The sequence below is a fragment of the Curtobacterium sp. MCPF17_002 genome (genome assembly GCF_003234115.2).
Taxonomy (GTDB): Bacteria; Actinomycetota; Actinomycetes; order Actinomycetales; family Microbacteriaceae; genus Curtobacterium.
On sequence record NZ_CP126251.1, the window covers coordinates 3,035,830 to 3,055,696 of the forward strand.

General features: G+C 69.2%; 22 protein-coding genes and 1 tRNA gene. 7 read left to right on the forward strand and 16 right to left on the reverse strand.

Going from position 1 to position 19,867, the window contains the following annotated elements:
* Positions 1-45: 45 nt before the first annotated feature.
* The gene (locus tag DEJ28_RS14150; RefSeq protein ID WP_111116896.1) at positions 46-495 is read right to left on the reverse strand and encodes a MarR family winged helix-turn-helix transcriptional regulator; all 450 of its coding nucleotides are present in this window, start codon (positions 493-495) and stop codon (positions 46-48) included.
* Positions 496-663: 168 nt separating this feature from the next.
* Here DEJ28_RS14150 and DEJ28_RS14155 point away from each other — a divergent pair, with 168 nt between their 5' ends.
* The 3 genes from DEJ28_RS14155 (at position 664) to DEJ28_RS14165 (ending at position 2,673) form a co-directional block, all read left to right on the forward strand.
* On the forward strand, positions 664-1,872 hold the full coding sequence (locus DEJ28_RS14155) for an MFS transporter (protein ID WP_111116897.1): 1,209 nt from the start codon (positions 664-666) through the stop codon (positions 1,870-1,872).
* Positions 1,873-2,123: 251 nt separating this feature from the next.
* Positions 2,124-2,453, forward strand: coding sequence for a helix-turn-helix domain-containing protein (locus DEJ28_RS14160; protein ID WP_111116898.1), 330 nt, complete (start codon positions 2,124-2,126; stop codon positions 2,451-2,453).
* 4 nt (positions 2,454-2,457) lie between these two features.
* The gene (locus DEJ28_RS14165; RefSeq protein ID WP_111116899.1) at positions 2,458-2,673 is read left to right on the forward strand and encodes a hypothetical protein; all 216 of its coding nucleotides are present in this window, start codon (positions 2,458-2,460) and stop codon (positions 2,671-2,673) included.
* Here the strand turns inward: DEJ28_RS14165 and DEJ28_RS14170 are convergent.
* The 11 genes from DEJ28_RS14170 to DEJ28_RS14220 form a co-directional block, all read right to left on the reverse strand.
* Positions 2,663-3,022 (reverse strand): hypothetical protein, encoded by a 360-nt coding sequence (locus DEJ28_RS14170; RefSeq protein WP_111116900.1) that lies wholly within the window; start codon positions 3,020-3,022, stop codon positions 2,663-2,665. The two genes, DEJ28_RS14165 and DEJ28_RS14170, sit on opposite strands and share 11 nt — an antisense overlap.
* Before the next feature lie 24 nt (positions 3,023-3,046).
* Positions 3,047-3,460, reverse strand: coding sequence for a PIN-like domain-containing protein (locus tag DEJ28_RS14175; protein WP_111116901.1), 414 nt, complete (start codon positions 3,458-3,460; stop codon positions 3,047-3,049).
* Positions 3,461-3,462: 2 nt separating this feature from the next.
* Positions 3,463-4,140, reverse strand: a complete 678-nt coding sequence (locus DEJ28_RS14180; protein WP_220034661.1) for a DUF433 domain-containing protein — start codon at positions 4,138-4,140, stop codon at positions 3,463-3,465.
* 98 nt (positions 4,141-4,238) lie between these two features.
* Entirely contained in the window at positions 4,239-5,588 is a 1,350-nt protein-coding gene (locus DEJ28_RS14185; RefSeq protein WP_111116902.1) for a phosphodiester glycosidase family protein, read from the reverse strand.
* A gap of 28 nt (positions 5,589-5,616) precedes the next feature.
* Positions 5,617-6,372 (reverse strand): hypothetical protein, encoded by a 756-nt coding sequence (locus tag DEJ28_RS14190; RefSeq protein WP_111116903.1) that lies wholly within the window; start codon positions 6,370-6,372, stop codon positions 5,617-5,619.
* Between the two features lie 229 nt (positions 6,373-6,601).
* Positions 6,602-7,432 (reverse strand): phage major capsid protein, encoded by an 831-nt coding sequence (locus DEJ28_RS14195; protein WP_111116904.1) that lies wholly within the window; start codon positions 7,430-7,432, stop codon positions 6,602-6,604.
* 155 nt (positions 7,433-7,587) lie between these two features.
* The gene (locus tag DEJ28_RS14200) at positions 7,588-8,070 is read right to left on the reverse strand and encodes a hypothetical protein (RefSeq protein WP_111116905.1); all 483 of its coding nucleotides are present in this window, start codon (positions 8,068-8,070) and stop codon (positions 7,588-7,590) included.
* Positions 8,060-8,338, reverse strand: coding sequence for a hypothetical protein (locus tag DEJ28_RS14205; protein WP_146248908.1), 279 nt, complete (start codon positions 8,336-8,338; stop codon positions 8,060-8,062). The genes DEJ28_RS14200 and DEJ28_RS14205 overlap by 11 nt, the downstream gene beginning before the upstream one ends.
* The gene (locus DEJ28_RS14210) at positions 8,338-8,844 is read right to left on the reverse strand and encodes a hypothetical protein (protein WP_146248909.1); all 507 of its coding nucleotides are present in this window, start codon (positions 8,842-8,844) and stop codon (positions 8,338-8,340) included. Before DEJ28_RS14210 ends, DEJ28_RS14205 begins: the two co-directional genes overlap by 1 nt.
* Before the next feature lie 181 nt (positions 8,845-9,025).
* Entirely contained in the window at positions 9,026-9,523 is a 498-nt protein-coding gene (locus tag DEJ28_RS14215) for a hypothetical protein (RefSeq protein ID WP_111116909.1), read from the reverse strand.
* Positions 9,520-9,726, reverse strand: a complete 207-nt coding sequence (locus DEJ28_RS14220; RefSeq protein WP_258368215.1) for a helix-turn-helix transcriptional regulator — start codon at positions 9,724-9,726, stop codon at positions 9,520-9,522. The genes DEJ28_RS14215 and DEJ28_RS14220 overlap by 4 nt, the downstream gene beginning before the upstream one ends.
* Positions 9,727-9,821: 95 nt before the next feature.
* On the opposite strand from DEJ28_RS14220, the gene DEJ28_RS14225 reads away from it, so the two are divergent.
* On the forward strand, positions 9,822-10,325 hold the full coding sequence (locus DEJ28_RS14225) for a helix-turn-helix domain-containing protein (protein ID WP_111116910.1): 504 nt from the start codon (positions 9,822-9,824) through the stop codon (positions 10,323-10,325).
* Positions 10,325-11,440, forward strand: a complete 1,116-nt coding sequence (locus tag DEJ28_RS14230) for a site-specific integrase (RefSeq protein ID WP_111116911.1) — start codon at positions 10,325-10,327, stop codon at positions 11,438-11,440. Before DEJ28_RS14225 ends, DEJ28_RS14230 begins: the two co-directional genes overlap by 1 nt.
* Before the next feature lie 55 nt (positions 11,441-11,495).
* On the opposite strand, the gene DEJ28_RS14235 is transcribed toward DEJ28_RS14230, so the two are convergent.
* The 4 genes from DEJ28_RS14235 to DEJ28_RS14250 all read right to left on the reverse strand — a co-directional run bounded on the left by DEJ28_RS14235 (position 11,496) and on the right by DEJ28_RS14250 (position 15,839).
* Positions 11,496-11,585, reverse strand: a tRNA-Ser gene (locus DEJ28_RS14235).
* A 435-nt stretch (positions 11,586-12,020) separates the two neighbouring features.
* Positions 12,021-13,370, reverse strand: a complete 1,350-nt coding sequence (locus DEJ28_RS14240; RefSeq protein WP_111116912.1) for an LCP family protein — start codon at positions 13,368-13,370, stop codon at positions 12,021-12,023.
* Positions 13,371-13,560: 190 nt separating this feature from the next.
* Positions 13,561-14,235, reverse strand: a complete 675-nt coding sequence (locus DEJ28_RS14245) for a GntR family transcriptional regulator (RefSeq protein WP_111116913.1) — start codon at positions 14,233-14,235, stop codon at positions 13,561-13,563.
* Between the two features lie 149 nt (positions 14,236-14,384).
* Positions 14,385-15,839 (reverse strand): MFS transporter, encoded by a 1,455-nt coding sequence (locus DEJ28_RS14250; RefSeq protein ID WP_349774931.1) that lies wholly within the window; start codon positions 15,837-15,839, stop codon positions 14,385-14,387.
* A 248-nt stretch (positions 15,840-16,087) separates the two neighbouring features.
* Between DEJ28_RS14250 and DEJ28_RS14255 the strand changes: the two genes are divergently transcribed.
* Both DEJ28_RS14255 and DEJ28_RS14260 read left to right on the forward strand, forming a co-directional pair.
* On the forward strand, positions 16,088-17,473 hold the full coding sequence (locus DEJ28_RS14255; protein ID WP_111116915.1) for a MoxR family ATPase: 1,386 nt from the start codon (positions 16,088-16,090) through the stop codon (positions 17,471-17,473).
* A complete protein-coding gene (locus DEJ28_RS14260; protein WP_111116916.1) occupies positions 17,466-19,481 on the forward strand; it encodes a vWA domain-containing protein in 2,016 nt (671 codons plus the stop codon). Before DEJ28_RS14255 ends, DEJ28_RS14260 begins: the two co-directional genes overlap by 8 nt.
* Positions 19,482-19,867: the final 386 nt, after the last annotated feature.

The following is a 19,867-nucleotide window of genomic DNA, read 5'->3' on the forward strand; positions in this document are numbered from 1 at the left end:
CGTGGGAGGCGAGCCGCGCCTCCCGGCCGGGGCGTGATCCCGTCGTCAGACGGTGGCACCCTCGAGCCGGTCGACGGCGACGGCGAGTTCCTCGAGTTCCGGGACGTCGCGCGCTTCGGCGAGCGCTTCCTCGACCGCCGCGGCGTGGATCGGCGTGGCCGCGTCGAGCAGTGCCTGCCCTGCGTGGGTGAGTTCGGTGTAGAGCCCGCGGCGGTCGTCGGCGCAGAGGACGCGGGTGAGGAGCGCGCGTTCCTCCAACCGGTTCACCAGGCGGGTGGTGGCGCTGGGGCTGAGCGCTGCGGCCCGGGCGAGCTGCTGCATCCGCATGTGGAAGCCGTCTTGACGGCGAAGGGCATCGAGGACCGTGAACTCGACGACGGACAGGTCGACCTCGCGCAGGGCCCGTTCGAGCCGCGTCTCGATGAGCCCGTGCAGGGCGGCGAGGGTGCGCCAGCCGTGGGCGCGGACGGCGACGGACGTGTCGTCGACGGACATGGGACCTCCAGCGGGGCGTTCGGGCGGGACGTGTTGCTTGCGCGGGATCTGTTGCTGGCGCAGTGTTTGTTGCTTGCGCGGTTATCCCGCGTGTGCAACTATCGATATCCCGCGTCTGCAACAACCAGCGTACGCGGGACAGCTGCACCGCACAACGGAAGGACACTCATGCCCGCGGGACTCATCGCCCTCGCACTCGGCGGATTCGGCATCGGCCTGACCGAGTTCGTCATCACCGGACTCCTGCCCGAGGTCGCCGCCGACTACGGCGTGACCGAGACCACGGCCGGCTGGCTCGTGACCGGGTACGCCCTCGCCGTGATCGTCGGAGCCCTCGGCCTGACCGCCGCCACCACCAGGCTCCCGCGCAAGCCCGTCCTCATCGGCCTGCTCGTGCTGTTCATCATCGGCAACACGCTCTCCGCGCTCGCCCCGGTGTACGGCGTGATGATGCTCGGCCGCGTCATCGCCGCGCTCTGCCACGGAGCGTTCTTCGGCATCGGATCCGTCGTCGCGTCGAACATGGTCGCTCGCGAGAAGCGGGCCTCCGCGGTCGCCCTGATGTTCACCGGCCTCACCGCGTCCAACGTCCTCGGCGTCCCGTTCGGCACCTTCCTCGGGCAGGCACTCGGTTGGCGCGCCACCTTCTGGGCCATCGCCGCGATCGGCATCGTCGCGCTCGTCGGCGTGGCCGTGCTCGTACCCGCCGTCCGCGCGGCCGGCACCGACGGCACCGCGGCTCCTTCGCTCGCCCGCGAACTCGGTGCTTTCCGCTCCGGGCAGGTCTGGCTCTCCCTCGGCATGACCGTGCTCGGCTACGGCGGGATGTTCGGCGCCTTCACGTACATCGCCTACACGCTGACCTCGGTGTCCGGCTTCGCCTCGAGTGCGGTGCCGTGGCTCCTCATCGTCTTCGGGGTCGGACTGTTCGTCGGGAACTTCGCGGGCGGCAAGCTCGCATCCCGGTCGATCGACGGCACGCTCCTCGTCGTGCTCGTCGTGCTCACGGTGGTGCTCGCGCTGTTCGCCGTCGTCGCGACCTCGCCCGTCCTGACCGTCATCGCCCTCGTGCTCATGGGTGCGTTCGGGTTCGCGACCGTGCCCGCACTGCAGACGCGGGTGATGCAGTACGCCGACCACGCACCGACCCTGGCGAGCGGCGCGAACATCGCGGCGTTCAACCTCGGCAACGCGCTCGGGGCCTGGATCGGCGGACTCACCATCGCGGCAGGCCTCGGGTACACGTCGCCGATCCGGGCCGGTGCCGGGATCACGCTGGCCGCCGTCGCGCTGACGGCGTTCGCGGCGGGCGCTGCGCGGCGGAGTCGTGCAGGGCGTCCGGTCGGCAGCGCCACGGGGAGCGTCGCGACGGTCTGATCGCGGGCGCGTCCGCCTGCTCCCTGCTGCCCGGAACGACGAAACCCCGGTCCACTCGGACCGGGGTTTCGTTCTGGAGTTGCGTGCTGTGTGTTGTGTGTTGTGTGCGGAGACGGAGGGATTTGAACCCTGCCCGGTGCCCACCAGCAGACGACCTTCACGCCCGCACCCCCGCAGTTACGGGCGCATTCGGTCACCGAGGCTGGCTCCGGAGGGTTTCGATCTGCTCGAATTGTGGGCATTCTGTGGGCATGGACGATCTCGCCGCGGCGTTCCGGGCCGCCATCCGTGATGAAGTCACTCGGCAGCTCGCCGAGCTCCAACCGCCAGCCCCGGCCGCGCCGGTTGTCGTGACGATCGCGCCCGAGAGCATCGGCTCCCCGGATGACCTGCTGACCGTGCGTGAGGCGGCGGCGTACACGAAGCGCCACCCGGAGACGATCGGGAATGCTTGCCGCGGCGGTGAGCTCCGAGGGTTCCAGCCGAAGAAGAACGCTCCCTGGCGCATCCGACGTGAGGACCTTGACACGTGGTTGGGCGTCAAGCCGGTTGTGCGCCGCGGGCCGCTACGGGCACTCTGACGTCGTGAAGATCGCCATCGCCATCCTGCTGTTCGCCTCGCTCATCTCCTCCGGCCTGGGAACCTGGTGGTCAACCAGGCCGATACAGGTCGTCACGTTCCCGGGTCTGTCGCCACAGTCCGTTCCCGGAAACAAATGGAAGGCGAACCGTGGCGCCCTCGGGCTCGGCATCGGACTGATCCTGACGACGGTCGCCGGGGTGCTCGCGCTCACGCTGTGAGGGGCAAGAACGTCCCTCGTGGCACCCGGGGCGTCCCACCGTCGTGTGTGGCCTTCACGGCCGCCCACAGGGGCTCGTCGATGTCCTCCGGGAACACGACCCCCACCGCGTTCAGGTGCTCCCGCCACGTGAGGATCCGCAGCGCGCTCTCGTCGCCGTCCGCTGCCGCCCGCACGACCAGATCCGCGATCAGCTCCGCCTCAGACATCTCAACGGGCCGCAGCTGCTCCGCGAGCTCCCGGTACTGCGCCCGCTCGAGGTCAGCGCGCCGGCGCCGCTCTCGGTAGTCAGCTTCCCGCGCGCGCTTCGCGTCCGTCAGGGGACCTTTCCGACGGTGAGCTCGACCCATAGAGCCAGTATCGCTCCTAGACCGTCAGAGGGGCGCGGAGACCCGCCTCGGAACGTGCCTGGTCGACACCAGAGTGATGTGATGCCGATGCGGAACATCCGGCCACGAAGCGACCAGCGTAGGAACGACGAACATCAGCGTCGACAACACTTGACCGTGCACCTCGAGCGCACGCCCCTCGGGCCTCGATAAGCCGATCCAGTGCAGCCCCGACTCCCGCAGCGCCTCGAGTTCCTCAGGGATCTGCAGCTGATTGCGGTCGTGCGTGATGATCCCGTCGAACTTCCGGACGGACAGCTCAGCAAAGAGCTCGATGTCCGGGACCCCGGTGAGGTGTTCCTCAACGGCGGAGCTCAACGTCGCGGTCTTCATGAGCGGGCGGAGCGACTTCGCGTAGACATGCGAGACGTTCTCGTCCAGGAACAGGTGGGGCCGCACGGTCAGATCGCTGCGACCTTCGCCGAGAACTCGACAGCATCCTGGGCGGCGGCCGCGCTGACGTTCGGGTAGAGCTCAGTCACGTCCTCAGGGAAGACGCTCTCGTTGTCGACCAGCTGCGCTACGAGGTCATACGGCACGCGAGTGTTCTGGACCGTCGGCCAGCCGCCGAGCGTCCGCAGGTCCACCTGGAGGTGCTCGGATGGGCGCTGGAAATCCACCACCGGCCGACCGCGGAAGTCCTCGAAGCTGCGGAACACGTCCGCGAAGGTAGCGTGCACCGCGTTGCCCGGGTTGCGTACGAGGTCCACCGTCTGATGGCTGTCGGGGTCTAGCACCACGATGGTGTCGCCGTCAGTGCCGAGTGAGTACCGCGACGGGTGCTCGGTGAGCGCGAGCATGTCCATCGTGCTGAACGCGCGCGCGAGGCGTTGCCCGCTCGTCTGAGCTCGGAGGAAGACCAGCGTGCGCAGCGCGACGAGGTCGCGGAACGAGTACAGCGGCGGCCGCTTGGCCCGGGTCTCCGGGACGAGGACGCCGATGCGCCGCCAGCGCTCGAGCTGACTGGGGGTGGCGCCCGTGAGGAGCGATGTGAGCTTGACGTCGAAAGCCAACAGCCCACTCCCTTCTCGCAGTCGCACAGAGCCGATGACCGAAAGCGTAGTCGGAAGATCGCTCACCCATCGGGAGGGCGCACGTTACGTGGTGCCTCTGACACACACGGCAACGAGCCCCGAACGCTGCCGTGTGGCGGTGTCCGGGGCCAGGCGAACCGCGGTCAGTAGACAGCCGGGAACGCTGCCGAGTCGAGCTGAACCCAGCTGTTCCCCGACGCGGCGACGACCGGGAACTTGATCTGCGCGACGCCGTCCGCTCCGATCGACACGACGGCGTCGTACCCGTTCTGGTTGCCGTACACCGGCAGACGGATCGCGTCCGTGGTGTTCGGTCTGAACCGCTCCGGGAGGACCGTGACGGGGTACCAGGTGTTCGCGACCGCGGACGGGATCCCCACGGCGCCGACTAGGCGAGAGACCCCGTCGATCTTCTCGACCGACATCGCCGGCAGGTTGTTGATCGCGACTGCGGGCGACGTCAGCGGGAGCACCACTGCCGGGACCCGGATCGGCTTCGTCAGAGGCGCGTGGATGGCGAGCCCGCTGCGGAGACCGCGCACGCCGCCCAAGTCGGACGACGGGTGGAACGGGCGCCCGTTCACGTACCCCTGCGTCGTTCCGCCGCCGTCGAGGAGGATCGCGGCATCGCAGCCGTTCGTGAGCGCGAGCTGCCCGATCGTGTTGCCCTTGATACCCGCGATGCCGGTCTTCCCCTTCACAAGGATGTACACGAGGTCGCCGTTCGGTCTGCGGCCGAGGATCGATCGCGCGGAGATCGTGGAGGCGAAGAACGACCACGTGGGATCGGTCTCGATGTCACGGACTGCACCGTTCTCGACCACGACCGGACCAAACCCGTACGTCGTGTCGACACCGTCGGTGATCATCTTGTCGGCAGTGTCGCCGTTGGCCTGCCGGTACACACGCCACGATCCATCGTCCATGAAAGCGAGCGCCTCGATGCCCTTCCCGGTCGGCGCCGCATCGGCGCTCCCCCAGCCGGAGTAGTAGACGCCATCCTTGATCTGCATGCCGGTCATCTGCGTCGACTCGTACGCGTCAGCGTTCACGACGACGAACGCACCGGTCAGCGCAGCAGTCGCCTCGGGAGACGCGGACGGGCCCGGAACGGACGAACCAGGCGTCCATCCGCCCGGGTAGACCTTCTCCACGAGATCGTTGACGCGACGTCCGTCAGCGCGGACCACGATGACCTCGTACTCGTAGGAGCTGTCAGCCGCCATGCGAGCGTCGATCGTCGCGGAGGCGCGGGCATGACGCGGCGGCTTCAGCGGGTACCTCGCGTCGAGCTTCGCCATGACCGACGTGGGCAGCGAGCCGTCCGACGTCGCAATGATGTAGCCCGGAAGATCCTGGTATCGGGTGTTCCCGTCACCAACCTTCAGCACGTGCGTGGTGATGTCGTACACCGGCTCGCCGATGGCGGGCACGGGATTGATCGTGGACCACCGGTCGGTGGTGTCGCGGCGGATCTGGATGCGAGTCGGCATCGTCGGGTCTCCTTGAGTCGTCGAGGCCTCAGGCCTCGCCGTGAGCGTCGAGGCGCTCACGGAGTTGCTGTTCTGTGTCGTCGTCGTCCCACGGCTGTCCGATCGCCTCGAGGGCCGTTCGAAGCGCGTCGAGCGGGTCCGTCACGGCTGCAGGCTTGACTGCACGCGACGAGGTCGCGGCGATCGGTTGGGGTAGCGGCACCGAGAGCGCATCTGCAGCGGCCGCAGCAGCCTCGAGGCGGCCACGGCGGCGGTCGAGCGCCCGGCGGGCGGTCGGCTCGAGCGCGTCCCACCAGGTGGCCGCCTGCTGGTTCGCCCACGCCTGGTGCGCGAGGAGCTGCCGCTGCATCTTCAGCAGCCAGGTCTCGATCTTCGAGGTGTCGAGCTCGCGCTCCTCGTACCGCACCCGGAGAACGGAGCCCTCCACCGACGACGAAGCCGCCGCGGTGAGGAAGTGCCGATCCGGCCGGCCCGCGAGTAGGACCCCGTCCCCGGTGAACGGAACGAGGAAGTCGATCCCGAACCCGACGTGGTCGACTCCTAGATCGATCGCGACGAGCTGGCCGTCCTCGGTCGTCGTTCCCACTCCGCGAGCCGTCAGCTCCTCCGGCTCCGTCCGCGTCATCTCGTCGAGCCTGAGCACGACAGGAGTCACACGGGAACGGTCCAAAAGTGGCAGAATCCGGTCCGTTTCGACGTCGAGAACAGCAGCCGCCGGCATCGACGCGATGGCGGCCAGAACCGCATGCTGACGGGCATCGAGCTCCTCAGCGATCCAGTACACGAGGCCTCCTACAGGGCCGAATCCGGAACCCCCCAGACTCACCACGCGCAATGCGAGCAGCAGGACGCGGAGCGGTGCCGGAGCCGAGGGGTTGGGAGGGGGTGGTGTACCCCCGGGTGGGAGAGGCGGGCGACCGGGACGCGGTGGACTAGACGGCAGATCCGGCCGCCCGCTGAGGGAGGCTGAGACGCTGCGTCGGCATCACTCAGGCCGCAGCGCCTCAGCCGGTCTAAGCGCCGGCCTTGATCTTGATGAGGCCGGCGGTGGTGGCGGCGCCGAAGCCGACGCGCATGATCGCGCGGATGCCGGTCTGGTCGAACTCGAACCAGCGGCTCTTGTCGAAGTCGACGGTGACGTTCTTTCGGACGGCCGTGTAGACGTTCGCGCCGGGCAGGCCCCACACGGTGCCGGCGAGGACGTACGGGCTGACGAGCAGCGGAACCCCCAGGACGTTGCGCTGGATGCCGTTCGTGGCTCCGGTGCCGAACAGAGGCAGGTTCGAGCCTGTGCCCTGCTTGATCTTCGCGAGGGCCTTCGCGACCTCAGGCGTGGTCACGAACGCGCGGAGCGTGGCACCTGCAGCGTCCGCCGCGGCGATCGCGTCGACGTACGGGTCGATGCTCATCGTCGGGTCAGCGGCCACCGTGGTGCCGGCGCCGAGCGCCTCGAGGCCGCCGGGACGCTTCGCACCTGCAGCCGGGGCGGCACCGAAGAACGCGGCGTCGATCTTCCTGCTGATGTCGCGGGTCAGGCCAGCGCCGATGAGGCCGGTGACCTGCGGGTTGGTGTCGTCGACGGACTCGTTCGACACGCGGGTGAGGCCGGCGACCTTCTTCGGCGTGATCGCCACCTCGTCGGCAGCCATGTCGGACTCGGGGATCTCTTCGTCCTCGTCGACCCAGTCGGTGTCGGGATCGTCGGTGATCCGCGGGATGGTGACCGAGCGGTTGCCGAGGGAGAGCGGGGTGGTGACCTGCATCGCGACGGATGCGCGGGCCACGGGGATGACGAGCAGCTGAGCGTGGTCGGTGTCGACGAACGTCTCTTCGAGCGTGGGCATGAGGGCTCCTGAGGGAGAGTGATGGATGATCACGCTCGACCTCGGGTCGACCGGTTGCCCTCAGGGCTGCGTGTCCGGTGGTGCGCCACAGACGCAGGAACGCCGAACACCACCAGTCTAGGCGGTGATCGGCGTCCCATCGGGCAGCGACGCGGCTACTCCTGCTTCTTGCTCTCCTCGAACGCCTTCGCCCACGCCTGGTCGGTGTCAACCCCGGCCTGCGCGCCCGGCGTCTGCTGCTGACGCTCCATAGCCGTCCGGATCGGGTCCGGCGGCACCGGCTGCACGTACGCCTCGACCAGGTACGGCCGATCCTGCACGAGCCCGTCCAGGGCCTCCGCGAGCGCCTCACGGTCGATCTGACCGTCATCGGTCAGGAACTCGTCCGGCGTCCGTCCGCTGAGCGCCCACAGGTCGCCCGGGTGCTTCATCCGAGGCGCGTACTCCTCACCGCGGAGCTGCGAGTGCTGCGCCACGACGCCCTCGATCTGGCCTCGCTGCGCGGCCGCGAGCGCACTCTGCATTGTCTCGATCGCCGCGTCACGCTCAGCGATCGTCGCCTCGGCCGCGCGCAGCTGCGTCCGGTACCGAGCCGCCTCGGCGTTCGGGTTCTCGTTCGGGTCGTTCTCATTCCCCATCGGGGGCCTCCTCATTTTCGATCGACGACGTCGCGCGGATGAACGCGGCGTCCCACATCTGTCTCCGCAGCTGCTCAGCCAGCGCGGGCGCGTCCTTCCGGACAACCCCGACCATCGACTCCACCGCAAGTCCCAGCACCTGCAGTGCCTGCTCCGCGGAGTCGAACTCCGTCTCGATGACCACCGACGGCCGACGGCCCTCCCACGGCACCTCGAGCAACTTCAGCAACAGCGCCTCGGTGCGCTCGGCGAGCTCGTACGCGTTCATCACGACGCCACCCCCGACCCCGGTTCCCGCACCGGCCACGTGTGCACACGCGCACCCGTACCTGTGTGCTCTTCAAGAGCCTGTCCTGGCCTGTCCTCGCCTGTCCTGTCCTCTCCTCCGTCGTAACGCGTGACGTCACGCGGGTTGTCACCCATGTCCTTTTCCTTTCTGCGGGCACGAGACCGTGCCTGCCTCTCCTTGTTCGCCTGCCGCTGCTGCTGGACTCGCTCCGCCAGGCTCTGCCCCGCTGAGCCCGTCCAGTCGATGACCTGCAGCCCACCGTCTTCGGTGAGTTCGACCAGTCCGGCGCTCACCAGTTCATCGATGACGCCGGCCGTCACGCCTCCGCGGTGAAGGAACTGGAACGCGTCTCGGTCGATCCGGCCGTCTGTTCCCTGCTCGGCGCCGAACATCAGTCCGTAGGACCACACTCGCCAGGCCTGGTCGGACAGCCGGAACATGCGCATGTCGGTCAGCCACCGCCCCGGAAGTCGCGCATCGGTCATGTGCCCCCCTCAACCGCCTGGGCAGCCTGCTCGAGCTCAGCAGCTACGCGCCGTGCTTCTCGGGGCGTCAGCGTCACACCGCGGAACGGCAGGATCAGGGCGACGATCGATCCGGGGCCGTCGGACCTCCACCGCGCATCGACGTGCACGGGTTCGTCGGCGCTCAAGATCCGTACCGCGGTCACAACAACAACCTCGGCCGGTCTGTGTCGGACTCGATCAACAACGGGTTCTCGAGCAGCATCTCTGTCGAGAGCCTCAACAACGGATCGTCGTCGGTCACGTACCCGCGGTACTGCTGGAAGTACACCTGCCCGTTCCCTGCCCGACGACGGCACCACATGTCGGGCATGCGCGCCCACTCGCCCTGTGGCATGCGTACGCCGACCCGGTTGGTGTGTGCCCTGTCCTCGTCGCTCGCGCCAGCGAGGAGGTACACGATGAACGTCTTCGTGCTCGGCACGCGGCGCACCTTGGTCGGGAACCGCAGCACGAGCCCTTCCCTGACGTCGAGGTCCATGCGCTGTTCGCTCTGCCGGAACTCCACGCTGTAGTCGGCGTACTTCCGCCGCTCCGCGTCCGTCGGCGTAAACTGCGCGACGACCCGGTTGCCCAGACGGCCCCTGGTTTCGCCCTCGGAGCCCTGGCCGGCTCCGGGGGCATTCGTCTTCCCAGTCACGCCGACGCCTCCGCTGTGCTGGTGCGCTCGCTCTCCTCAAGCCAAGCCTCGACAACACTCCGGCGGTAGAGCACTGTGCGCGGCGTGGGCTTCAGATAGGCGGGTGCCAACCCCTTGTAACGGCGCTGAGCGAGCGACCCGAGCGAGACCGTGCCTCTCGTGGCCGCGACCACGTCCTCCGGACGCATCAGTTCGTCATCCACTGCGTTCTCCTTTCAGTGATTGAGCCTGGGTTGTCATAACTGGCTCACTGACGTCGAGACTAGACCCGTGCGCCAGTGAATGCAACACTGGCTCAGTGAAGAATCAACCGGACGATGCGCCAGACGAGCTGCAGCCCCTCCGACCCGACCTGCTCGTCACCCCGTGGCTCACCATTCATGCGGCCCACCCGAGCCTCGAAGATCCGGGATGGTTCGCGGTTTCAGCCCAGGCGATCTTCTCGATCGAAGAGCAGCGCTACGTCATCACCGGGGTCTCGATTGAGCGTCCAATCGAACGAGGAGGCGTCTCAGCTGTCGACCTGCGTGATGTACCGGTGATGACGCTCGTCGCTGACGAGCTAGCTCGCCGTGTGCACGTGCGAACCGCGCACGGCGTCGCTGGCATCGATCTCACCAACTCTGCTTCTCTCGCGGATCTGTCCCGGGAAGACCTTCGCCTGTTCGCTGCTCGGAAGTACTCACTCGCTCGCGCGACTGGGCTAGCCCCGCTCCGGGATCTCGCGGAGTACCTCGGCGTCTCTCAATCCACAGCCACCAGGCTTGTCGCCAGCGCTCGAGAGCAAGGGCTGCTGGACTAATGGGCAGTATCGACCCGTACGACACCGCCGCCGGCCGCCGGTACCGCGTCCGGTATCGCACTCCCGAGCGGCGCCAGACGGATCGCCGCGGCTTCAAGTCCAAGCGCGAGGCTGAGCTGTTCCTCGCCTCCGTCGAGGTTTCGAAGGCCCGGGGCGAGTTCATCGACGACGCCGACGCCCGAGTAACGATTGCCGAGCTCGGCGCGCGCTGGGTTACGACACGGACACACCTGAAGCCGTCATCGCTCCGCCCGGTGGAGACGGCCTGGCGCGTCCACGTCGAACCACGTTGGGGACGCGTACGGGTCGGGAGCGTGCAGCACAGCGACGTGCAGGACTGGGTCACCGGCCTGAGCGCCGAGAAGAGCGCGACGGTCGTCCTCCGGGCCTACGGAGTCCTGGCTTCGATCCTCGACGTTGCGGTTGCCGATCGTCGCATCGCGACCAACCGGGCTCGCGGGGTGAAGCTGCCCCGGAAGACATCGAAGGCGCACGTCTACCTCACCCATCAGCAGGTGCACGACCTCGCCGACGCGTCTGGCGGCCGGCGCACGCTCGTCCTGACCCTCGCGTACACCGGCCTGCGCTGGGGCGAGGCGATCGGACTGCGCGTGCGCGACCTCGACATGCTCCGCCGGCGGATCAACGTGACGGTGAACGCCGTGGAGGTCGGCGGGGTCATCGAGGTCGGCACGCCGAAGACCCACAAGCGCCGCGCCGTGGCCTTCCCCGCGTTCCTCGCCGAGGACCTGGCACGCGCTTGCACTGACAAGGGCCGCGACGATCTAGTGTTCGCGGACGCCCACGGGCAGCACCTTCGACGCACCCGCACCTCCGCCGGATCACGCTCGTGGTTCAAGACCGCGCTCGACACCGCAGGACTCGAGGCGATGACGCTGCACGACCTGCGTCACACCGCGGCGTCGCTCGCGATCAGCTCGGGAGCCAACGTGAAAGCCGTGCAGCGGATGCTGGGTCATGCCTCAGCGGCGATGACTCTCGACGTCTACGCAGACCTGTTCGACGACGATCTCGAGGCACTGGCGAACGGTCTCGATCAGGCCGCCCGAGCTGCGGTTGTGGGCAGAGCGTGGGCAGACAGCACCACTGGCTGAACGACGAAGCCCCCGGATCCGCTTGCTGCTGCGGATCTCGGGGGCTTGTTGTGTGCGGAGACGGAGGGATTTGAACCCTCGGTCCCCTCAAAGGGGACTCCACCTTAGCAGGGTGGTGCACTCGGCCGGACTATGCGACGTCTCCATGCACTCTCGCGAGTGCTCACACCACCATACAGGAGGACGAGCGCCGTCTCGAACTGGCTCCCCGCCGACGCCTCGCGGTCAGTCCCCCGAAGTGGGGACATCCGGGGGTTGTCCGCGCGTACCCCGGTCAATACCATCAACGGGACGCGGCGATCACGTTCCGGGAGGCCTGGCCTCCCGTAGTCGCGACACAGCACCGACGTCGCTCTCTGCCGATGCGCCCGATGCGCCCGATCGCGAGGCGTTCGACCGGGGAGCGGCCAAGGGGGCGCGGTTCACCACCGCGCCCCCGCTCTCGGTGGCCGACGCCGCGCCGCGGCGCTGTGCGGCGCGGTGGGGTGCGGTGCGGTGCGGTGCGAGTTTTCGGCGTGAGCGACACCTCACGGCCCCGGGAACGCGTGAACTGTCGCTGTGCCCGTGAGTTCGAGCCGCGTCAGGAGGAGCCGAACGCCTTCGAGCAGGTCTGCTCGTCGGCGGACTGGCCCTGCAAGCCGTCGATCGTCTCAGCCGGCGCCGTCTCTGCGGGCGCCGTCGCAGCGGGCGCGGACGGCGCCGAACCAGCCGCGCTGGGCGACGACGCGGCAGAACTCGACGACGCGCCCGACGACCCCGCCGCACCAGAACCCGACGACGCGCCCGACGACCCCGCCGCACGCTCGGACCCGATCCCGGTGCTGTCCGCCCCGAGCGAGAACGACTGGTCCGCTCTGACCTTCGCGAAGAGCTGCGCCGCGAGCTCGGTCGACGGCTGCACCTTGCCCGCGTAGACGCCCGTGCCGCCGGTCGCTCCCGGGTACTGCACGAAGTTCACCTGCGCGAGCGGCAGGTCCTGCAGTGCACGACCCATCTGCACCATCGTCCCGATGTTCCCGAGGCTCTGCGACAGCTGCATGTTCGACGCCGCAGCCCGGGCGAGCTTGTAGAGGGTGGTCGGTGAGGTGAGGGTGTCGTTCGACTTCACGGTGCGGAGCAGCGAGGACAGGAACGCCTGCTGGCTCGAGATGCGCCCGAGGTCGGACCCGTCGCCCACCCCGTGCCGGGAGCGCAGGAACGCGAGCGCCTGGTCCCCTTGCAGCGTCGACGTCCCCTGCGGCAGGTCGAGCCCGGTGTACCGGTCGTGGATCGGCTGGGCGACGCAGACGGGCACGCCGCCGATCGCGTTCGACATCTCGATGACGCCGTTGAAGGACACCGCCGCCGAGTACTGCACGTCGAGTCCGGTGAGTCCCTGCACGGTCTGCACGACACAGTTGAGCCCGCCCTCGCCCCAGGCGGTGTTGATGGGCTGCGCTGCCATCGCCGGTGTGCTGCCGGAACCGTCGACCTCCGGGCAGGCGGGGATCGGCGTGACGAGGTCGCGCGGGATGCTGACCGCGGTCGCGTTGGTGTGGTCGGCGGAGACGTGGAGCAGGATGTTGACGTCGTTGAGCGTGGCGTCCCGTTCGCCGTACGCGGTGCCCTGTTCCGGGTCGTTGTCCGTCCCGACGACGAGCACGTTGAATCCGCCGCGGTACGCACTGAGGGCCCCGGACCCGCTGGACCGACTCGCGCCCTGGGCCTGAGACGCCGACTGGCCCTGGATCTGCACACCGTCGCCGAGGTCGTCGGTGACCTGCTTCCCGGCGATCGCGGCGACGGAGGCCGTGCTGACGAGCGCGACGGCGGCGACCCCGGTGAGCACCTTGAGGGCAGCACCTGCTGGGCCCGGGTGACGGAGACGTCCGTGTCGTGCGATCCCGGTCGCTCGGTTGAGGCGGTGGGATCGGTCGCGGACGTCGTTCACGGGCACTCCTGTCGTGTGCGGACACGGTGCGCAACCGTTCGACCGGGTGCGCGGACGGCGCCCTCCCTGTCGGGCGCCGAGGTCCCGCACGCGCCGGCTGGTTCCGGCCGCGGGGACGGCAACCGAACCACACTGCCACGACGTCACCTGGCGAATCAGTGCGAGCAGCCCCGGAATCCCCGGTGAGCGTTCAGGCGGCCGAGCGGAACCGATCCGGCATCGCGATGAGCGCCGAAGCGAGTTCGACCAGCGCGACGGCGCACTCGTCGAGGGCGTCGGCCTCGGCTGCGGCCACCGCCCGATCGACGATCTGCATGCGCTCGCGCCGCGCGACGACGGCGTCGATCCCGTTCGCGAGTGCCACGTCGTCGGTGAAGAAGGCGTCGAGCAGGGCGTGCTGCGACATCAGCCAGTCGGCGCTGACGGCTGCCCCGTGCCGGCGGAGCCACCAGGACCCGAGTTCGACGAAGGCCCCGCCCTCGGTGACGCACTCCCGCAGCCATGCCGGGTCGAAGCGGTCGATCGAGCTCTCGGTCCCCGCCGAGGGCTCGGTGAGCATCGTCCGGGCGATCCGGATCCGTTCGGTCATGTGCTCGACGGTCCAGTTCGTGATGACGACCCCGACGTACCGCTGCACGGTCACGAGCCGCAGGGCCTCGAGCGGGGCGAGTGCTTCGCGCACGGGGGTGCGGGACACGCGCATGTCGTCGGCGATGGTGTCGAGGCGGATCCGCTGTCCCCGCCGGTACACACCGCGCAGCACGTTGTCGAGCAGCCGCACGAACACTGCGTCGCGCAGCAGGCTCCGCCGGATGCCGCCCCGGTCATCGCCGCCGCGACCCGGGTGGCTCGTCGATCGATCCATGTCGCCAGGATCACGCACGGTCCACGCCACCGGGTGCAGAGGTCGTCGGACGGTGGACGGGGCGGACTGGCGCCGCAGTGTGGAGGAGTGCCATGCGAGCACGGTGACACCCCGAGACGCTGCTCGCTAAACACTCCACATACGGAATACTACTTCGACGCCCGGTCCGCTTCCTTGGTCAGGACCGACAGCGGCTGCGTGACGTCCTCGAGCCCCTTCCGCGCCGCATCGACCCCGAAGATCAGCGCCACGACGCCACCCCCGATCATCACCGCGGACCCGAGCAGGTACCCCCAGAACAACGGCTCACGGGACGACCCGTCCCCGATGAACGCCCCGTAGATCAGCGGCGCGACGGCACCGAAGACCTGCGCCAGCGCGAAGAAGTACGAGATGGCCTGCGATCGCAGTTCCAGCGGGAAGATCTCGCTGACGGTGAGGTAGGCGCTCGAGGCACCCGCCGAGGCGAAGAAGAACGAGACGCACCAGAAGACGACCTGCACGGTGGCGCTGATCGCGTCCGCCCGGAACAGGAACGCCGAGGTGGCGAGGACCAGGCCGGACACGAGGTACGTCAGGAAGATCATCTGGCGACGGCCCCACGTGTCGAAGAACCGTCCGAGGATGATCGGGCCGAGCAGGTTCCCGATCGCGAAGGGGAAGAAGTAGATCGACGTCTGCGCGGTCTTCAGCCCGAAGAAGTTCGTCAGGACGAGCGCGTAGGTGAAGAAGATCGCGTTGTAGAGGAATGCCTGGGTGATCATCATCGTGGCGCCGACGAGGGTGCGGGTCGGGTACTGCTTGAGGAGCACCCGCGCGATCGTCACGAACCCGACGCGGTCGGTCGGCGTGACCGTCATCGCCTTCGACTGGTCGACGTCCGGCAGGCGCTGTCCGGTCGACTTCTCGACGGCGGCCTCGATCTGCGTGACCGTCGCGTCGGCCTCCTCCTCGCGCCCGTGGGTCATCAACCACCGTGGACTCTCCGGGATGTGGCGTCGGAGGAAGATGATCGCGATGCCGAGCACCGGGCCGAGGAAGAAGCCGATGCGCCAGCCGATGTTCTCGGCGAAGTGGGCGGTGTCGAGCAGGTAGATGTTCGCGAACGCGCCGAGGGCCGCGCCGCCCCAGTAGGTGCCGTTGATGGCGATGTCGACGTGGCCGCGGTACTTCGACGGGATGAGCTCGTCGATCGCGGAGTTGATCGCCGCGTACTCACCGCCGATGCCGAGGCCGGCGACGAAGCGGAAGGCCGCGAGGAACCAGAAGTCCTGCGCGAGCCCCGCGATGCCGGAGCCGATCAGGTAGATCGCCAGCGTCAGGATGAAGAGCTTCCGTCGACCCAGTCGGTCGGACATGCGTCCGAAGACGAGTGCGCCGACGACCTGGCCGACGAGGTAGATCGTCCCGAGGGACGTCACCTGCTGCGTCGACAGGTTCAGGTCGGCCTGGAAGCCCGCGTTCGAGACGATCTGGATCTCCAGACCGTCGAGGATCCAGGAGACGCCGAGTCCCACGACGACGCTCCAGTGGAACCGTGTCCACGGCAACCTGTCCATCCTGGCGGGGACCAGGCTCTTGATCGTCCCGTTCGTGCTGCTCACGAAAGGGGACCGTACGCCGAGATCGCCCTGTTGGTTCACGGCCGGAACGACGACCCGGGGGACAACGGGGACGGAGCGCCCGGCGCGGAGCCGGATCCCCCTATCGAATCCGGCTCCGACGCCGGAACTTCGATCATTGCAAGTGCTATGTAATCCCACAAGCGGGCCTGGAGGCGCGGGGCGGGCCCGCCACGCGCCTCCAGGCCCGCACGTGGCCGCGTCCACGGCACCGGCGTAACGTCGGATCGGTGACCCGACCCTCCATCAGAACGGTCGGCGAGCTCCGTGCCTCTGGTCACGTCCAGAAGTCGGTCCGCGCCGAGATCCGCGACAACCTGCTCAGTGCCCTCCGCGAGGGCCGTGACCCGTGGCCCGGCCTCCACGGCTTCGCCACCACCGTCGTCCCCCAGCTCGAACGCGCCCTCATCGCCGGCCACGACATCGTGCTGCTCGGCGAGCGCGGGCAGGGCAAGACCCGTCTGCTCCGCACCCTGCAGGGCCTGCTCGACGAGTGGACGCCGGTCATCGCCGGCTCCGAGCTCGGCGAGCACCCCTTCGAGCCCATCACGACCGCGAGCATCCGGCGTGCGGAGGACCTCGGCGACGCCATGCCGATCGACTGGCGGCACCGTGACGACCGCTACGTCGAGAAGCTCGCGACGCCGGACACGAGCGTGGCGGACCTCATCGGCGACGTCGACCCGATGAAGGTGGCAGAGGGACGCAGCCTCGGCGACCCGGAGACGATCCACTTCGGCCTCGTCCCGCGCGGGCACCGCGGCATCGTCGCGATCAACGAGCTCCCCGACCTGGCCGAACGCATCCAGGTCGCGATGCTCAACGTCATGGAGGAGCGCGACGTCCAGATCCGCGGCTACGTCCTGCGGCTGCCGCTCGACGTGCTCGTCGTCGCCAGCGCCAACCCCGAGGACTACACGAACCGCGGCCGGATCATCACCCCGCTCAAGGACCGCTTCGGTGCCGAGATCCGGACCCACTACCCGATCGAGCTCGAGGACGAGATCGCCGTCATCAACCAGGAGGCGCAGCTCACCGCCGACGTCCCGGACGCGCTCATCGAGATCCTCGCCCGGTTCACCCGTGCGCTCCGGGGATCGAGCGCGGTCGACCAGCGGAGCGGCGTCAGTGCCCGGTTCGCGATCGCCGGGGCCGAGACGGTCTCCGCCGCCGCCGTGCACCGTGCGGCGCGGCAGGGCGAGGACCACGCGGTCGCACGGCCGATCGACCTCGAGACGGCGGTCGACGTGCTCGGCGGCAAGATCGAGTTCGAGAACGGCGAAGAGGACCGCGCCGACGAGGTGCTCGAGCACCTGCTCCGGACGGCCACGGCGGAGACCGTGCGCTCCCGGTTCCGCGGACTCGACTTCGCCGTGCTCGTCGAGGCGCTCGACGGCGGCACGATGGTGACCACCGGCGAACAGGTCAGCGCCCGCGCGTTCCTCGAGGGGCTGCCCTCCATCGGCGAGTCCGACCTGTACGACCAGGTGTGCGACCGGCTCGGCGCGAAGAACGACGGCGAACGTGCCGGCGCGATCGAGCTCGCGCTCGAGGGCCTCTACCTGGCCCGGCGCATCAGCAAGGAGTCCGGCGGGGGCGAAGCCGTCTATGGCTAGGCAGAACCGGCGGCTGTCGCGCGACGCCCGCTACGGACGGTACGAGGACGGCCCCGATCCCCTGGCGCCGCCCGTCGACCTGGCCGAGGCGCTCGACGCGATCGGCGAGGACGTGATGGGCGGGACCTCGCCCGAACGTGCCATCCGGGAGTTCCTCCGCCGTGGCGGTCGGGACCGACGCGGCCTCGACGACCTCGCACGCCGGGTCGCCGAACGACGCCGCGAGCTGACGAGCCGCAACAACCTCGACGGCACGCTGCAGCAGGTCAAGCAGCTGCTCGACGAGGCCGTGCTCGCCGAACGTGGGCAGCTCGCCCGGGACACCGACATCGACGACGGTGACCGTGCCCTCGCCGAGATGCAGCTCGACAGCCTCTCCCCCTCGCCGGCGTCCGCCGTGCAGGAGCTCAGCGGCTACGACTGGAAGAGCCCGACCGCACGGCAGAAGTACGAGGAGATCAAGGACCTGCTCGGCCGCGAGATGCTCGACCAGCGCTTCGCCGGCATGAAGCAGGCGCTCGAGGGTGCCACCGACCAGGACCGGCAGGCCGTGGCCGCCATGATGCGCGACCTCAACGCCCTGCTCGACGCGCACGCGCGCGGCGAGGACACCGCCGAGCAGTTCGACGCGTTCATGGCCGAGCACGGCCAGTACTTCCCGTCGGACCCGAAGAACGTCGAGGAGCTGCTCGACGACCTCGCCGCCCGTGCCGCCGCCGCCCAGCGGATGCGCAACTCGATGACCCAGGAACAACGGGACGAACTCGACGCCCTCGCCCAGCAGGCCTTCGGCTCGCCGGACCTGATGGGGCAGCTCGCACAGCTCGACGACACCCTCCGGTCCCTCCGCCCCGGCGAGGACTGGGGCAGCTCCGAACGGATGGACGGCGAACAGGGGCTCGGGCTCGGCGACGGCACCGGAGTCTTCCAGGACATCGCGGACCTCGATGCGCTCGCCGACCAGATCGCGCAGTCGGGTCCGGGATCCGACCTCGACGACCTCGACCTGGACGCCCTCGCCCGGCAGCTCGGCGCCGAAGCTGCCGTCGACGCGAAGACCCTGCAGCAGCTCGAGAAGGCGCTCCGGAACTCGGGAGCGATGCGCCGCGGGGCGGACGGGCAGCTCCGGCTCACCCCGAAGGCGATGCGGCAGCTCGGCAAGAGCCTGCTGCGCGACGTCGCCGAGCGGATGTCCGGCCGACAGGGTGCCCGTGACCTCCGCCGCGCCGGTGCGACCGGCGAGCCGTCCGGGTCGACAAGGCAGTGGCAGTACGGCGACACCGAGCCGTGGGACGTCACACGGTCGATCACGAACGCCCTCACCCGTGCTGCGGCGTCCGGCCGGATCGGGCCCGGCGTCCACCTGGAGATCGACGACGTCGAGGTGCAGGAGACCGAGGCGCGGACGCAGGCGTGCGTGGCGCTCCTCGTCGACACCTCGTTCTCGATGGCGATGGAGGACCGGTGGGTGCCGATGAAGCGCACCGCCCTCGCACTCCACACCCTCGTCTCGACCCGGTTCCGCGGCGACGACCTGCAGCTCATCGCCTTCGGTCGCGAGGCCGAGGTGATGGACATCGAACAGCTCGTCGGCCTCGACGCCATGTGGGACAAGGGCACGAACCTGCACCACGGGCTCCTCCTCGCCAACCGCCACTTCCGGAAGCACCCGACTGCGCAGCCCGTCCTGCTCATCGTCACCGACGGCGAGCCGACCTCGCACCTCGAGCCGAACGGGCAGGTGTGGTTCGGGTACCCGCCGGACCCGATCACGATCGCCTTGTCCGTCCGGGAACTCGAGAACGCCGGACGGCTCGGCGCCCAGACGACCTTCTTCCGGCTCGGGGACGATCCCGGGCTGGCCCGGTTCGTCGACGCCATGGCGAAGCGCGTGGACGGCACGGTGGTCGCACCGGAGAACGACGACCTCGGGGTCGCGGTCGTCGGGTCGTACCTGGGTTCGCGTCGCGGTGGCAACCCCCTGTTCCGTGACGACTGGGTGGGCTGACGCGCTGATCACGGCCTGGAGGCGCGTGGCGGCGCCGCCACGCGCCTCCAGGCCTCGTCATCCCGGGTCTGTTGCTGCGGTCCGCGCAGTCGTATGCTGACGCCACAGCTGCCCCAGACCCCGGCCGCAGTCACCGATCCACGCGCACCGAGCTCTTCGGCGCGCCGGACCCGGCCGGTCGAGTGCAACCTGATCCGCCTTCGACCGGCCGACCCCCGCGGAGTCCCGGAGGGCAACGGCGCCCTCCACCCGAACCACCGCGGGTTCCGCGCCCCGGCAGGCGGGACGCGGTACGGGTCGGCGGGTTCTGGGCCCGACCTGAACCCGCCGACCCGATCTCGGGCCGGTGCTGCCGTTGCCGCTAGCGCTGCCGCTGCCGCTGCCGC

Coding starts and splice junctions, on each gene's coding strand:
- DEJ28_RS14155 (WP_111116897.1), top strand. CDS start 664: ATGCCCGCGGGACTCATCGCCCTCGCACTCGGCGGATTCGGCATCGGC.
- DEJ28_RS14170 (WP_111116900.1), bottom strand. CDS start 3,022: ATGGGTCGAGCTCACCGTCGGAAAGGTCCCCTGACGGACGCGAAGCGC.
- DEJ28_RS14185 (WP_111116902.1), bottom strand. CDS start 5,588: ATGCCGACTCGCATCCAGATCCGCCGCGACACCACCGACCGGTGGTCC.
- DEJ28_RS14260 (WP_111116916.1), top strand. CDS start 17,466: ATGGCTAGGCAGAACCGGCGGCTGTCGCGCGACGCCCGCTACGGACGG.
- DEJ28_RS14195 (WP_111116904.1), bottom strand. CDS start 7,432: ATGCCCACGCTCGAAGAGACGTTCGTCGACACCGACCACGCTCAGCTG.
- DEJ28_RS14160 (WP_111116898.1), top strand. CDS start 2,124: ATGGACGATCTCGCCGCGGCGTTCCGGGCCGCCATCCGTGATGAAGTC.
- DEJ28_RS14205 (WP_146248908.1), bottom strand. CDS start 8,338: ATGAACGCGTACGAGCTCGCCGAGCGCACCGAGGCGCTGTTGCTGAAG.
- DEJ28_RS14150 (WP_111116896.1), bottom strand. CDS start 495: ATGTCCGTCGACGACACGTCCGTCGCCGTCCGCGCCCACGGCTGGCGC.
- DEJ28_RS14230 (WP_111116911.1), top strand. CDS start 10,325: ATGGGCAGTATCGACCCGTACGACACCGCCGCCGGCCGCCGGTACCGC.
- DEJ28_RS14245 (WP_111116913.1), bottom strand. CDS start 14,235: ATGGATCGATCGACGAGCCACCCGGGTCGCGGCGGCGATGACCGGGGC.
- DEJ28_RS14210 (WP_146248909.1), bottom strand. CDS start 8,844: ATGACCGATGCGCGACTTCCGGGGCGGTGGCTGACCGACATGCGCATG.
- DEJ28_RS14200 (WP_111116905.1), bottom strand. CDS start 8,070: ATGGGGAATGAGAACGACCCGAACGAGAACCCGAACGCCGAGGCGGCT.